This is a genomic window from Methylobacterium sp. AC315, assembly GCF_979253755.1.
On record NZ_CEEDEA010000005.1, the window covers coordinates 258160 to 271810 of the forward strand.

Annotated in this window: 13 protein-coding genes; 4 read left to right on the forward strand and 9 right to left on the reverse strand. The window is 69.3% G+C overall.

Annotation, left to right across the window (positions count from 1 at the left end):
* Positions 1-307: 307 nt before the first annotated feature.
* From AC0IY0_RS11445 to AC0IY0_RS11460, 4 genes are all read right to left on the reverse strand, one after another.
* Entirely contained in the window at positions 308-1819 is a 1512-nt protein-coding gene (locus AC0IY0_RS11445; protein ID WP_471763830.1) for an undecaprenyl-phosphate glucose phosphotransferase, read from the reverse strand.
* A gap of 145 nt (positions 1820-1964) precedes the next feature.
* The gene (locus AC0IY0_RS11450; protein WP_471763831.1) at positions 1965-3161 is read right to left on the reverse strand and encodes a glycosyltransferase family 4 protein; all 1197 of its coding nucleotides are present in this window, start codon (positions 3159-3161) and stop codon (positions 1965-1967) included.
* A gap of 129 nt (positions 3162-3290) precedes the next feature.
* The gene (gene trhA / locus AC0IY0_RS11455) at positions 3291-3974 is read right to left on the reverse strand and encodes a PAQR family membrane homeostasis protein TrhA (RefSeq protein WP_147857090.1); all 684 of its coding nucleotides are present in this window, start codon (positions 3972-3974) and stop codon (positions 3291-3293) included.
* 147 nt (positions 3975-4121) lie between these two features.
* The gene (locus AC0IY0_RS11460; protein WP_471763832.1) at positions 4122-5231 is read right to left on the reverse strand and encodes a COX15/CtaA family protein; all 1110 of its coding nucleotides are present in this window, start codon (positions 5229-5231) and stop codon (positions 4122-4124) included.
* Between the two features lie 168 nt (positions 5232-5399).
* Between AC0IY0_RS11460 and AC0IY0_RS11465 the strand changes: the two genes are divergently transcribed.
* The 4 genes from AC0IY0_RS11465 to AC0IY0_RS11480 all read left to right on the forward strand — a co-directional run bounded on the left by AC0IY0_RS11465 (position 5400) and on the right by AC0IY0_RS11480 (position 6781).
* Positions 5400-5606 carry a DUF2842 domain-containing protein gene (locus AC0IY0_RS11465; RefSeq protein WP_147857771.1) on the forward strand — a complete coding sequence of 69 codons (207 nt, stop codon included), beginning with the start codon at positions 5400-5402 and terminating at the stop codon, positions 5604-5606.
* An 80-nt stretch (positions 5607-5686) separates the two neighbouring features.
* Complete coding sequence (locus tag AC0IY0_RS11470) at positions 5687-6022, forward strand: hypothetical protein (RefSeq protein ID WP_187193724.1); 336 nt, start codon at positions 5687-5689, stop codon at positions 6020-6022.
* Between the two features lie 16 nt (positions 6023-6038).
* Entirely contained in the window at positions 6039-6329 is a 291-nt protein-coding gene (locus AC0IY0_RS11475; RefSeq protein WP_246692398.1) for a type II toxin-antitoxin system Phd/YefM family antitoxin, read from the forward strand.
* A gap of 116 nt (positions 6330-6445) precedes the next feature.
* Positions 6446-6781, forward strand: coding sequence for a PIN domain-containing protein (locus tag AC0IY0_RS11480; protein WP_471763833.1), 336 nt, complete (start codon positions 6446-6448; stop codon positions 6779-6781).
* Positions 6782-6790: 9 nt separating this feature from the next.
* Here AC0IY0_RS11480 and AC0IY0_RS11485 read toward each other — a convergent pair whose 3' ends face one another.
* From AC0IY0_RS11485 to AC0IY0_RS11505, 5 genes are all read right to left on the reverse strand, one after another.
* Positions 6791-7852: a polysaccharide deacetylase family protein gene (locus tag AC0IY0_RS11485; RefSeq protein ID WP_471763834.1), complete on the reverse strand. Its 1062-nt coding sequence runs from the start codon at positions 7850-7852 to the stop codon at positions 6791-6793.
* Positions 7853-8461: 609 nt separating this feature from the next.
* On the reverse strand, positions 8462-8815 hold the full coding sequence (locus AC0IY0_RS11490) for a hypothetical protein (protein ID WP_147910671.1): 354 nt from the start codon (positions 8813-8815) through the stop codon (positions 8462-8464).
* 269 nt (positions 8816-9084) lie between these two features.
* Entirely contained in the window at positions 9085-11658 is a 2574-nt protein-coding gene (locus AC0IY0_RS11495) for a TonB-dependent receptor (RefSeq protein WP_147910670.1), read from the reverse strand.
* Positions 11659-11914: 256 nt separating this feature from the next.
* Positions 11915-12550, reverse strand: coding sequence for a hypothetical protein (locus AC0IY0_RS11500; RefSeq protein WP_147939330.1), 636 nt, complete (start codon positions 12548-12550; stop codon positions 11915-11917).
* Positions 12551-12663: 113 nt separating this feature from the next.
* Positions 12664-13548 (reverse strand): ABC transporter permease, encoded by an 885-nt coding sequence (locus tag AC0IY0_RS11505; RefSeq protein WP_147910668.1) that lies wholly within the window; start codon positions 13546-13548, stop codon positions 12664-12666.
* Positions 13549-13651 lie beyond the last annotated feature (103 nt).

Genomic DNA, 13651 nt, shown 5'->3' on the forward strand with positions numbered 1-13651 from the left:
TGGCTAATACAATCTTTCCACGGGGCTCCACCGGCCGGTTCGAGCATGCGATCCTATCGAACGCCGCCTTCGCGTGCAGAGACTTCGTTAGATCCAATAGCCCGCGGCGTCATTCCGGGGCGCCGCAGGCGAGCCCGGAACCCGGAAACACGGCCCGTGCGAGCGTTTGAGACGTCGGCCTCTCTGGATCCCGGGCTCCGCTGCGCGGCCCCGGGATGACGGGATCCCCGGTCGGGCAGCGCCGCCGTAGACGCGCTGACACCTCAGGCTGAGCGGCCGCCGGGGATCAGCCTCACGAACCCCGAGCTCAATACGCATTCTCAGTCTTGAACAGCGCGAACGGCGTTGTGATCAGGATTTGCAGGTCGAGCAGGACCGACCAGTTCTCGATGTAGAACAGATCGTGCTCGACGCGCCGCTGCAGCTTCTCGGAGGTATCGGTCTCGCCGCGCCAGCCGTTGACCTGGGCCCAGCCGGTGATGCCGGGCTTGACCTTGTGGCGGGCAAAGTAGCCGTCGACCACCTGGTCGTACAGGGTGTTGGCGGCCTTGGCCTGAAGCGCGTGCGGGCGGGGACCGACCAGAGACAGGTCGCCCTTCAGCACGTTGAACAGCTGCGGCAGCTCGTCGAGCGAGGTCTTGCGGATGAACCGCCCGACCGGCGTCACCCGCGCATCCCCGCGCGTGACCATCCTGGCGGCGCCGGCATCGCACTGATCGACATACATCGAGCGGAACTTGAACACCTCGATCAGCTCGTTGTTGAAGCCGTGGCGCTTCTGGCGGAACAGCACCGGCCCGCGGGATGTCAGCCGGACGGCGAGCGCCACCGCGATCATGATCGGCGACAGCGCGAGCAGCATGACCAGGCCGACGCAGCGGTCGAACAGCGCCTTCACCACCACGTCCCAGTCGGCGATCGGCCGGTCGAACACGTCGAGGACCGGCACCGAGCCGAGATACGAGTAGCTGCGGGGCCGCAGCCGGAGCTTGGCGGCGTGGGCCGACAGGCGGATGTCGATTGGCAGCACCCAGAGCTTCGCCAGCATCTGGAGGATCCGCGCCTCGGCGGTGATCGGGATCGTGAACACGATCAGGTCGAGCCGGGCTTGCCGGGCATAGGCGACCAAGTCGTCGACGTTGCCGAGCTTGGGGTATCCGGCCACACTGTCGGCGGACCGGTCGGCATTGCGGTCGTCGAACACGCCGACGATGCGGATGCCGCTCTCGCTCTGGGCCTCCAGCGCGGCGATCAGGTCCTCGGCGGGCTTGCCGCCGCCCACGATGGCGGTGCGGCGGTCGAAGCGGCCGGCGCGGGTCTGCCTGTCGATCACCCGGGACAGGGTGAAGCGTCCGGCCAGCAACGCCGCGAGGCCGGTGCCGTAGAAGGTGGCGAGCCACAGGCGCGAGTAATGGTCGGCGACCTTGGCCAGAACCAGGATGGCCGCGACCATCAGGAAGGTCATCGACCAAGCCGCGATCAGCCGGATCGCGGCCTTGGCGAAGGTCCGGAACGCGGCGATCCGGTAGCCGCCGGAGGCCTGGGTCAGCGCCATCATGAGGCCGGCCACCAGCGCGATCGCGCCGGCATAGCTTAGCCCGAACGGCACCCGGCCGCGCAGCATCAGCAGGTGAAGGAGCGCGCCGAGGCTGAAGATCAGGCCGAATTCCAGGGCCCGCACCAGGCCGGCCACGACGACCGGCGAGATCGCGGCCGGGCCCAGGGCTGGCGACGGCGCGTCGTCGCCGGGCGCGCGGACGGCCCGGCCGTCGCGCGGTGCGGTGGCCTCAAGGAGATCGCGGATGTCGAACGCGCTCATCGAACGGCTCCTCCGGGGCGATGTCCCCCGGCCTATAGGCGCCTGATCTGTTTCGGGACCTTGGAAACAGATCTGGCTTTAGACGGAAACTCTTGCATCCGAGCCTGATAGCAAACCCTAAACGCGGGGCCGTCCGCGAGGGACCCTACGCCGTGCGGGCCTGCGCGACCTTTGCGCCTTCGACGCCGAGGCGGTCGGCGCGGGCCTGGAACGCCGCGGCGTAGCCCGACACCACATCGGCCCCCATCCGCTCCAGCGAGAAGCGCTGGTGGATCGATTCGCTGAGCGCCCGGACCCGCGCCGTCAGCACGTCCGGGGCTTCGTCGAGCACCTGACGGATCGCGCCGGCGAGCGCCCCGGCGTCGCGGGACGGGACGAGATCGCCCGCCATCGGCCCAAAAATCTCCGGGATGCCGCCGACCCGGGTGGCGACCAGGGGTTGCGAGGCGGCCGCGGCCTCGAGGACGACGTAGGGCAGCGATTCCGCAAGCGACGGCACGACCAGGATCCGGCCCCGGGCCAGCACCGACCGGATCGCCTGCGGCGGCTCGAACGCGGCCGCATCCGAGAGGCCGAGCCGCTCGACCATGGTGCGCAGGCTCTCGGCATCCGGGCCCGACCCGACCATCAGCAGACGCAGCGCCCGGCCCTCGGCGCGCAGCCGGACCAAGGCTTCGAGCAGGTAGGGCAGGCCCTTCGCCTCGCGCAATTCGCCGACATAGAGCAGATCGGCGGCGTTCTCGGCCAGGGGGACGGGGGCGAACTCGGCGTCGGCGATGCCGTTGTGCACGATCCGGGTCACCTGCTCCGGTCCGCCCACGAAGGTCCGGTGCCGGCCGGCGACGTACTCGCTCTCGAATAGGAACGCGTCGGTCCGGCGGGCGAGCACCGCCTCGGCGGCCATGTAGGCCCGGTGGAGCGCGCTCCCGGGCCGGTAATTGTAGCTGCCGCCGTGCGGCGTGTAGGCCCGGATCGCGGTCGCCGAGGCCAGGCGGGCGTAGGCGCCGCCCTTGGCGCCGTGGCCGTGCAGCACGGTGGCGCCGACCTCCGCCGCCCGGCGCGTGACCGCCCGCAGGCAGGTCCAGTCCGACAGGTGCGGGTTGCGGCGCATCGGGATCCGCACGAGGCCGAGTTCGAGGCACGGGGCCAGGTCCGCGAGCGCCCGGGCGGCGCGCTCGCCGCCGGTGGACGTGTCGCAGACGATCCCGACCGCATGGCCCGACGCGGCCTGGAGGCGGGCGAGGTCCATCACGTGCCGGAACAGGCCCCCGACCGGCGCGCGGAATACGTGCAGGACGCGGTGGCGTTGGGGGATTCGGGTGTCGTTCGGCTTCACAGCCACGGTATCGCTCCCGGGAATAACAGTCCCGGGACTGTGGTGCGGCGACCGTCGCAGTAAACTTAAACGGTCTCCGTCCCGATGGGCCTTTTCGACGGAAAGGTAAGCGGAGTTTTACTGCTGTGGATCAATTCACGTCAGCGGCAGGCCGTTGAGGCTGGCCCAGATCGTGCCGTAATGGCAGGCCGTGGCCGCGAGCACGAAGCCGTGCCAGATCGCGTTCTGGAATGGCAGGGTCCGCCAGACGTGGAACAGCACGCCGACCGAGTAGAGCAGCCCGCCGATCGCCAGCAGCCACAGGGCGGTGGGCTGGAGGGCGGCGATCACCGACTCGTAGGCGAGCAGGCCGCTCCAGCCGAGCAGCAGGTAGAGGGCGATGGAGAGCCGGTCGAACCGGCCGGGCAGGAACAGCTTCACCGCGATCCCGACCAGGGCGACCAGCCAGATCACCGCCAGCAGCAGGTAGGCGCGGATGCCCGAGCCGACCAGCGCGACCAGGGGCGTGTAGGTCCCGGCGATCATCAGGTAGATCAGCGCGTGGTCGGCTCGGCGCAGGAGCCATTTCCGCGGGCTGACCGGGTAGAGGTTGTAGACCGCGGAGACGCCCAGCATCAGCACCAGGGCGGTGGCGTACAGCACCACCGCGGCCCGCTCGCCGAAGCCGAGATGCGCCGTGAGCGCCGTGGCCACCAGCGCCGCCGCGCCGGCGAGGCCGAAGACGACCCCGAGGCCGTGGATCACCCCGTCCGCCACGATCTCGCGCGGCGTGTAGTGCCACGTCAGGGTCAGCGGGCGACCATCCTCTGCGAGAGACATCATGAAGCCTCCTGCTACGCCTGCAGCCTAAAGCTTAAGATGGCTCAACCGTTCCCTATGCAAAGTGCTGACGGGGCGTTTATCCCAAGGTTCTATTGCCGCGTGGTGAAAGACTTGTTGTGCGTGGCGGCGGCGCCGCAGCCCTGATCAGGCGCCGCGACCCACCAAGCCCTCGAAGCCGAGCACCGGTTCCCGGGCCGGGCGGCGGACGAGGCCGGTGCCGCGGCTCAGCCGGGCGTGGACCACCGCCATGGTCAGCACGGCCATCGCCAGGACCTGATGGGCCAGCGCGGCCCAGAGCGGCACCGCCAGCAACAGGGTGGCGATGCCGAGCCCGGCCTGGCCCAGGGCCAGGGCGGCGACGCCCCCGGCACGCCCGGCCGCGCCGGCCGGACCGGTCATCCGCGCGTCGATCGCGTGCAGGAGCGCGACCACGACGAGCAGGTAGGCGCTGACCCGGTGGTCGAACTGGACCAGGGCGTGGTTGTCGACGAAGTTCTCGATCCAGGGCCGGATCGCGAACAGGCTGTCCACCGGCGGGACGAGGGCGCCGTCCATGTCCGGCCAGGTGTTGTAGACGAGGCCGGCATGCGACCCGGCGACCAGTCCGCCGAGGAAGATCTGCGCCAGGACCAGGGCCGGCAGCAGCGTGGCGACCCGGCGGATGCGGCCGGGGGCGGGATCGGCCGCGTCGCTGCGCTGGCCGGCGGCCAGCCAGACCAGCCCGGCCAGGATCAGGCTGGCTGTCGTCAGGTGCAGGGCGAGCTTCAGCGGCGCCACCGCGGTCATGCCGGGCTGAAGGCCCGACGCGACCATGATCCAGCCGATCGCGCCCTGGAGGCCGCCGAGGATCCCGAGGCCGAGCAGCCCGAGTCCGAGGCGGCGGCCGATCATGCCGCGCCACCAGAACACGACCAGCGGCAGGAAGAACACGAGGCCGATCAGGCGCCCGAGCACGCGATGGCCCCATTCCCAGCCGTACAGCACCTTGAACGACGCCAAGCCCATCCCCTGGTTGAGGATGTTGTATTGCGGCGTGTCCTTGTACTTGGCGAACTCGGCGGACCAGTCCGCCTCCGACAGGGGCGGCACGATCCCGGTCACGGGGCGCCACTCGGTGATCGACAGGCCGGATCCGGTCAGGCGGGTCGCGCCGCCGACCGCCACCATGGCGACCACGAGGGCCGCCATCAGGTAGAGCCAGGTCCGCACGGCTCCGGATCGCTGCTCGCCCGAGACTCTCATCACCACGCGCATCCCTTCCGCGGTCGGCCCGGATGTCCCGGCCCTCGCGACGCGTTAGGGGAAGCGCGGGATGCGGGCAACGTCGGCGGCGCCGCAGCCCGCGGCGCTGCGCGCGTTGCCAACCGGGCCGGCGGGCGATAGCCGTCTTCACAGGGAGAGACAGGGCTTCGGGGAACCATGATGCGCCGCCGCACCCGCACGTTGATCGGCACGGTCGCGATGCTGGCCTTCGTCTGCCTGTACGGGCCGCTGGCGATGGCCTTGGCCGACAGCCGCATCGCCGAGACCCCGGCGGCGATCCAGGCCGTGCTCTACTCGATCCTCGGAATCGCGTGGATCTTCCCGCTGATGCCGCTGATCCGCTGGATGGAGCGTCCGGACCGTTAACCGGACCCCTCGATTTCGCCGCACTCGGCCGGCAGAAGCCTCGGATCCGAAACCGAGACCCGTCCGTGTATCGCTTGCCCATGCGCCTCAAGCATCTGGCCGCACTCGCCGTGCTGCTCGCGCCGTGCTCCGCCCTGGCGCAGGGCACGCCGCGTTCGATCGGGGAGTGCGAGCGGCTGAAGAACGATCTGGCCTACAACCAGTGCCTGGCGATGTTCGGCCCGGCCGCCAAGAACGTGGCGGGCGGCTACGCCTCGGCCGACGCGGCCGCCGCCCCGGCCCTGGCCGAGGCGCTGCCCCAGGCGGACGAGGCCGTCGAGGCGGCGGCCGGCCGCCGCGGCCGGTACCGCTCGCGGCGGGGCGGCCGGCAATACGCCTCGTTCTCGACCGGCTACCGGCATCGCCGCCGGCGCTGAGGACTTTCAAGCAGCGATGCCGGCGCCGATCCCCACCCCTACGATGCCGATGTCGTCGTGGAGGGTCGGATGGCGGGAAATCCAGTTGCGGGCCGCCAAGGCGACGCTCTCGGCCGTCATCGACAAGGCCCGGCAGGGCCAACCCTCCGTCATCACACGCCATGGCCGGCCCGAGGCCGTGCTGCTCAGCTTCGAAGAGTGGCAACGGCTGCAGGTCCCATCCTTCGGCCGGCTCCTGATGGCCGCGCCTCTCGAAACGGAGGATCTTCCGCCGCGATCCGGTGCGCTGAGACGCATCGATCTCTGACGCCTGCGTCCCTCGTCGATACCAATGTCCTTTCGGCGGCCGCACCGACCAGGGCGATCCCGGCCGACGACCTGATCGCCTGAATGCACCGAAACCGCGCCGGCCCGCATCGTACGGTGATCACCATCGCCGAGATCGGGGACGGTATCGCCAAATGCCGCCGGGATGGCGCGTCTCGCAAGGCGGCGCGTCTGTCGGATTGGCTGGAGACGCTGCTGCACCTCTACAGCGCTCAGATTCTGCCGATCGATCTAGAGATCGCCCGGTGTATCGGCCGCCTGTCCGACGTGGCCAGCCGAGAGGGCCATGCCTCCGGCCTGGCGGACCTCGCCATCGGCGCGACGGCGCTGTGTCGCGGCTGGACGATACTGACCCGTAACGTCCGTCAGGTCCGGCCGCTCGGCTTGGCGGCGCACGATCCGCACGACACGTCACCGGCCGATATCGCGTGAGCGATCCGGTCAGGCGACGTTGAGGCGCCGCCCGCGGTTCCAGGCCAGGAACGGGACGCCGGACAGCAATCCCGCCAGCGCCGCCCGCGACTGGTGGCAGCCGTTGATCGAGACCCGCGGCAGGGCGCGCAGATGCCCGGCATGGTCGGCGAACAGGTGACCGGGTCTCGTCGTCACCGCGGTGGCGAAACCCTGATCCGCGGCAAGGGCGAATTCCCGGGGGCCGGCCGAGGTCGGGTCGCCGACCGGGTAGGACAGGTGCCGAATCGCGCGGCCGAGCTCGGCCTCGATCCGGGCGCGACTCTCGGCGATCTCGCGGGCGACGGTCGCCGTATCGTGCTTGGCGAGCATCGGGTGGCTGACCGTGTGCGCCCCGAACGTCACCGCCGGGTCACGGCCCAGCGCCCGCAATTCATCCCAGGACAGACACAGCTCGGGTGCGATCCCGCCCGGCGTGAGGTCGGCCTGCCGGCAGAGGTCGGCGATCCGGTCGAGGAGCGCGGTCTCGCTGCCGCGGCGCAGGTCGCGGTAGAGCGCCTCGAAGGCCAGCGCCTTTTCTTGCGGGCTGCGGGCCGGCAGATCGAGGCTGCGGCCGTGGATGTCGATCCGCACCCGGTCGAGCCGCGCGATCGCCCGCTCCAGCTCGATCCACCACAGGCGCCCGCGCTGGTCGGCGAAGCCGCTCGCCACGAACAGGGTCCAGGGGGCGCCGTGCCGTTCCAGCACCGGGCGGGCGTGCTCGACGTTGTCGCGGTAACCGTCGTCGAAGGTCAGGACCGCGAAGGGCGGGCCGTAATCCCGAGCGGCCAGCCGGTCCGGGACCGCATCGAGCCCGATGATGTCGAAGCCGCGCGCGTCGAGTTCGCGTAAGGTGAGATCCAGGAAATCCGGCGTGATGCTGAGCAGCCGGTTCGGCGCGAAGGCCGGCACCGGATCCGGGCTGACGTGGTGGAAGGTCAGGATCACCCCGAGGCCGCGGGCGGCCGGAGCCAGCCAGCGATCGGCGCCGAACGCCTGGATCGCGCGGAAGCCGGACGCGAACACCCGATGCTTGGCACGCGACGAGATCATGACGTGGCCCCTCTCGGGCTACCGAGCCCGGGCGGACCAGCCATCGCGCGACGCGGTAAAGAAACCGGAACGCTGCGCCATGCCGGACGCCGTGTGCGATCTAAATTTTTCCGCGACCGAGGATTTGATCGGCGCGCGACGGACCCCAGCGCCCGAGCGGCGTCGTGAGAGGCTCCGTGCAGGGATGCAGCGTATGCCCCCTCGGCCGAGCGGGCTCTGAGTTCCCGGTTTGAATGACGATCTCTGCTCAGAGCTGACAGTTCGGTCTTCCTGTCGATAGGAGCTGATCGATCGAGCCGTACGCCCTCATCCCGGGGCCGCGCAGCGGAGCCCGGGATCCAGAGCCATCGCTGCGTCGCGTTTTTGCACCGACAGCGGTTCTGGGTTCCGGGCTCGCCTACGCCGCCCCGGAATGACTCCACAGGTTGTCTGTACGGGGGATCGCGCCTCAGACGATGGGTCCGAACGGAGATCGCCCCGCCTTGAAGGTGCCCGTCCGACGGCGGCAAGCCGCCAGAACGGGGCCGTTAAAGCCTCGGCAACATGGAGGCATCCGAGGACTCGGTCGGGGTGTGATGTCCCGACCAGCCGTCATGCGTCCCAAAAACCCTACGGGAGGGCGCCCGCCTTTTCCTTGGCCTGCATGATCGTGTTGCGGCAGGCCTCGGCGTTGCCGGCCTTGTCCTCGGCGGCGGCCTTGGCGACGAGCTTCTTCGCCTCCTCGACCCCGGCGGCGGTCGGCTTCACGGCGGCGTCGCCCTTGGTGAGAGCCGGCGGGGTCGCGAGCGCCTTATCGGAATGCGACGAGGTCGTGCCACCGGGCGGGGTCGTGCCGGTCACAGCGGCGGCGCCCGCGCTGTCGAGGCGCTTCTGCAGCGTGGAGACCTCGTCGGCGCACGGGGTCGCCCAGGCCGGCGTGGCGGCCGCAAGGGCCAGGGCTGCGAAGGCGAATCTCATCATCATCGAGGCGTTTCTCCAAATCGTGCGCCGGCTCTGAGGCGGCCAGCCGGATCGAGGGCCGGCCGCCGCGTCTGGCGCTCCCGAATGAGACGCGGGGCGCTGGGGCCCGTTCCTGAGACGTGAGGCCGCACGGCAGGCGCCGGCGGCGAGGCCGGAAAACGCGAAGGGCGCCCCGCCCGGTCTGGAGACCGCGCGGAGCGCCCTGGCCCGACGCCTTCTGGGCGTCGAGATTTCCTGGTGTCAGAACTTCATGGTTTCGGGACTTGCCCGCTTCAGTACTTCCGAATGATCGGCTCGGCCGACATCGGCACCGGGTCGGCGCCGAAGGCGTAGCGGATGCCGCCGTAGATCGAGAGCGGCTGCGACAGGGTCGTGGTCCGCGGGTCGCTGATCCGCAGGTTGCCGGCCACCGCGCCCGGCTCGGCGAAGGTGCCGAACGTCGCGTAGCGGTTGTTGGTCAGGTTGGTGACCAGGCCGAACAGCTCGAGGTTCTTGGTGACCTGGTACTTTGTCTGGAAGTTCAGGACGTAGTAGGGCGGCAGCTTGCGGTTCAGGTTCGACTCGTCGCCGCGGAAGTAGGACGCCGAGAAGGCCTGGAGGTAGACGCCGAACTGCCAGTTCGGGGTGACGAAGTAGTCGAAGCCGGCCTTGAACTGGTGGGTCGGCACCAGCGGCACGACGTTGCCCTTGCGGACATTGATCGCGCCGTCATCCGCGAGCGGATTGTTGGGCGAGGACAGGGTGCCGTTGAACTGGAAGGTGGCGTCGATCAGGGCGTAGTTGGCGTAGACCCGCAGGTAGTCGGCCGTGTACTCGCTGCCGACCTCGATGCCCTGACGCTGGGTCGAGGGCACGTTCACGAAGTAGGCGCGGGCGGTGTTGCCGGGGGTGGCGAGCGACAGGATGTCGTTCGACAGGTCGGTGCGGAAGGCGCCGATCTTGTAGCTGATGATGCCGCCGTCATAGGTGTTCGGCAGCGCACCGCGGAAGCCGACCTCGTAGGTCCGCCCGGTGACCTGCTTGAGCGGCGGATCGGCCACCAGCGAGTTCGGCAGCAGGCACGGCCGATCCGGGTTGGAGCAGGCCAGCTCCAGCGGCGTCGGCGCGCGGTTCGACTCCGAGTAGCTGCCGTAGAGGTTCAGCGCGTCGGTGAAGCGGTAGGTCAGGCCGGCGACCGGGTTGATCTTGTTGTAGTAATGGGTGCCGGTCACGTCCGGCGAGAAGCCCGTGAGATCCTCGCTCTGGATGCGGGCGAAGTTGAGCCGCGCGCCCGCTGTGAGCGACAGCCGGTCGGTCACGTCCAGGGTGTCGAGGGTGTAGAGGCCCATGTAGAGGTTCGAGCCGTTGACCGAGCTCGGCGCGATGCCGAGGGCGCCGGCGGTGCGGAGCTGCGGCGTGCCGAGGCCCGGGATGTTGCCGTAGTAGGGGTTGTTCGGATCCGTGGTGATCGACAGGTTCGGGTTGATCACGCCGAGGGTGCTGGACGACTTGAACGAGTAGTTGGCCGCATCGATGCTGCCGCCGACCAGGAAGGTGTTGGGCAGGCCGAACACCCGGTCGCGGTTGGCCGCCTGGAGCGAGCCGCCGAAGCCCGTGGCCTCCGTCTTGGTCACGTCGAGGGTGCCGTACGGGATGCCGGACCGGAACGGAACGCGCTGGTTCTGCTGGCCGAGGATCAGGAACTGGTTGCGGAAGGCGAGCTGCGACTGGCCGGCGCCCTGGCTGAAGCCGTCATCCTCGAAGCAGAGGTTGCCGCGGAAGCTGGAGCGGGTGCTGCAGTTCTCGAAGTTGCCGTCGTTGCCGTCGACGTAGGTCTGGCTGAAGCGGCGGAAGTAGGCGTTGCCGGCCAGGTCCCAGGTCGGCGACACGTCGACCCGGCCGGTGAGCTGGATCGTGCCGACCTCGGTGGTGGTGGTCTGCGGGTAGGTGAAGATCGACCGCGGGTCGCGGTGGCTGAAATCCACCGGCGTGGCGGCGGCGGCGCCGAAGAAGCTGCGGGCGGCGAGCCCGATCAGGTGGAACTCCGAATCCTGCGAGCGGTAGCCGATATCGCCGTAGAGCCGGCCGATCGTGCTGGGGCTCTCGTAGCGCCAGCCGCGGTCGTTCAGGCCGTCGCCGGTGAAGTAGACGCTCCACGGGCCCGAGACCTTGCCGTACTCGACGTAGCCGGCGGTGCGGGCGTCCGAGCCGCCGAACGCGGTGATCTCGGTACCCTGCCAGGTGAAGCCGTTCTTCATCTGGATGTTGACCGCGCCACCCAGCGCGTTGAGGCCGAAGACCGGGTTGCCGGTGACGACGTCGATGCGCTGGATCGCCTGCGGGGGGATCAGGTCGAAGTTGACCGTGTCGCCGAAGGCTTCGTTGATGCGCACGCCGTTCTGGTACACGGCGAGGCCCTGCGGCACGCCCTGGACCGGCGAGACGGTGAAGCCGCGATAGGTCACGTCGGGGCGGTTCGAATTGCCCTGCGAATCGGACAGGTTGAGGCCGGGCGTGCGGCGGGCGAGCGTCGCCACGACGTTGTCGGTGCCCCGGTCGACCGTGATGTCGCTGGCCGTCACGGTCTCGACCGTGCTGGGGATCTTGTAGAGCGGCTGCTCGCTGCCCCGGAGGCGGACCGGGCCGATCGGCGGCGGCGCCGAGCCGGCCGGCTCGAGCCCACCGGGACCGTTGAGGTTCTGCACGCGGCTCGAATTGCCGCCGCCCGAACCCACCGGCGAGGTCGAGACGACGCTGATCTCGCCCAGCGTCACGGCGTTCTGCGCCTGCGCGGCCGAGGGCAGCATCGCGCCACCCAGGACCGACGCCGACGCGATCAGGCTGCTCCGAAGCCCCCTCAATGACATCCCAAACCCCTTGCCGTGAACCCACGCTCGTTTCAGCCGAGCTTGGCGTCACTCTTGGCGGGTGAAGGAAAAGGACACAATTGATTGAAGACCACGCGCGCCGTGTTTCAGCAACCTTTTGGAAATACCGAACTCGAACGTCGGCCCACGTTGTTTGACAGCAACAGTTTCGATAACGATTTCAGCGACTTAGGGATCATCCGGCAACCCGAACGGGATCTTTAGGCAATGCCCGCATCCCGTCCGCGACCGCCCCTCAGAGCCGGGCCTGAATCAGGCGGGCGACCTCGCCGAGGCGCTGTTCCAGGAGCTGCGGAACCTCGCAGACGTAGGTGAGCGACTGGCTGCGCTCCTGGAAGATGCGGCGGTCCCAGGCGAACTTGGTCTCGATCTCGGACTGGTCCTTCGGCAACTCGGTGGCGTCCGTGGCGCTGGGCGCGTCCTTGGTCTGGCTGATCTTGTCGGCCTCGTCGCGGATCCGCTCGGCCATGCGCCGCTGCCCCTGCGCGTAGCGCGCGATGCCGCCCATGATCTTGTCCCGCTCGCCGTTGATGACCTCGAACACCCCCGCGTAGACGTGGGTCAGGGACTTGGCCCTGGCGTCCTTGTCGGCGCCGAGCTTGCCCACGAACCCGTCGAGGAGCGGACCGACCTCGGACAGCTCGGTGCGCCGGGACGCGATCTTCTGCGCGAGCACTGCCGCGTCGTTGTCGCTGCCCCAATCCCCGGCGGCGGCGATGTCCGGCCCGGTCCAGAACTGGCCCGGGCTGAGGGTCGCGACCTTGCGCTGCACGCAGGGCCAATCCGGGTCCTGCCTCGGCTGCGCGAGCGCGGGGCCCGTCATGAGGGCGAGGCCGAGGGCCGGGGCGAGGAGGCGGGCGAGGCTATGCATCGGGCGGGTTCCGTCGGGGCGTGATCCGGAAGGTGGAATACGGTCTTCCAAAATCATCGTGCGGTCATAAGGAGATAGGGTCGCAGGCCGGGTACGCGATCCGGCGTGCGGCCCTAGGTGGCGTCGCCGGCCGGGCCGCCGCGCCGGGCCATGATGCCGCGACCCGGATCGTAGGCGACGACCGCCATGCCGAAGAAGGCGAGGGTCACGCCGATCACGACCGCGCAGGCGACCGGCTCGAACTGGAGATAGAGGGCGAAGCGCACGAGCTGGACGGCGTGGCTGAACGGGTTCAACTCGCAGATCCAGTAAAGCGTTTCCGAGGATTCCCGGATCCGCCACAGGGGGTAGAGCGCCGAGGAGGCGAAGAACATCGGGAAGATCACGAAGTTCATCACGCTGGCGAAGTTCTCGAGCTGGCGGACGAGCGACGACAGGAACAGGCCGATCGCCCCCAGCATCAGTCCCGAGGCCAGGAAAGCCGGGAGCGCCGTCAGGTACCCGAGCGGCGGGATGTCGGTCTCCCAGAAATACGCCACCGCCAGGAACGCGTAGGCCTGCACGATCGACACCGAGACGCCCGCGATCAGCTTGGCGAGCAGCAGCAGCCAGCGCGGATACGGCGATGTCAGCAGCACCTTCATGGATCCGACCTCGCGGTCGTAGACCATGGAGAGCGACGATTGCATGCCGTTGAACAGCTGGATCATTACGGCCAGCCCCGGCACCACGTAGACCTCGTAGAGCACGTAGGTCTGGTAGGGCGGCTCGATCGAGACCCCGAGGGTGTTGCGGAACCCCGCGGCGAAGATGAACAGCCACACCAGCGGCCTGACCAACGCCGAGAAGAACCGCTCCTTCTGATTGAAGAAGCGCAGCAACTCGCGCCGGACGATGCCGCCGAGGCAGATCAGGTAGCCGACCGCATCCAGCCGGCCCATGCGGGCGGTCTTTTGGGAGGGGGTCGCGGGGACGGCGTTGGCTAGGGGCGCCGTCATGTAAACTGACCCATGTCGAACGGCACGCCTTTGATTTCACAGCGAGAGCGAGGACCTGAAACACGCACCTCCCCCTCCCCCCTCTGCGGGGGAGGGTGGCCCC

Excerpts from the sequence above, each read along its gene's own strand:
- trhA (WP_147857090.1), bottom strand. The coding sequence starts at position 3,974 with ATGTCTCTCGCAGAGGATGGTCGCCCGCTGACCCTGACGTGGCACTAC.
- AC0IY0_RS11500 (WP_147939330.1), bottom strand. The coding sequence starts at position 12,550 with ATGCATAGCCTCGCCCGCCTCCTCGCCCCGGCCCTCGGCCTCGCCCTC.
- AC0IY0_RS11505 (WP_147910668.1), bottom strand. The coding sequence starts at position 13,548 with ATGACGGCGCCCCTAGCCAACGCCGTCCCCGCGACCCCCTCCCAAAAG.
- AC0IY0_RS11490 (WP_147910671.1), bottom strand. The coding sequence starts at position 8,815 with ATGATGATGAGATTCGCCTTCGCAGCCCTGGCCCTTGCGGCCGCCACG.
- AC0IY0_RS11475 (WP_246692398.1), top strand. The coding sequence starts at position 6,039 with ATGCCGGCGCCGATCCCCACCCCTACGATGCCGATGTCGTCGTGGAGG.
- AC0IY0_RS11445 (WP_471763830.1), bottom strand. The coding sequence starts at position 1,819 with ATGAGCGCGTTCGACATCCGCGATCTCCTTGAGGCCACCGCACCGCGC.
- AC0IY0_RS11495 (WP_147910670.1), bottom strand. The coding sequence starts at position 11,658 with ATGTCATTGAGGGGGCTTCGGAGCAGCCTGATCGCGTCGGCGTCGGTC.
- AC0IY0_RS11485 (WP_471763834.1), bottom strand. The coding sequence starts at position 7,852 with ATGATCTCGTCGCGTGCCAAGCATCGGGTGTTCGCGTCCGGCTTCCGC.
- AC0IY0_RS11460 (WP_471763832.1), bottom strand. The coding sequence starts at position 5,231 with ATGCGCGTGGTGATGAGAGTCTCGGGCGAGCAGCGATCCGGAGCCGTG.
- AC0IY0_RS11470 (WP_187193724.1), top strand. The coding sequence starts at position 5,687 with ATGCGCCTCAAGCATCTGGCCGCACTCGCCGTGCTGCTCGCGCCGTGC.
- AC0IY0_RS11465 (WP_147857771.1), top strand. The coding sequence starts at position 5,400 with ATGCGCCGCCGCACCCGCACGTTGATCGGCACGGTCGCGATGCTGGCC.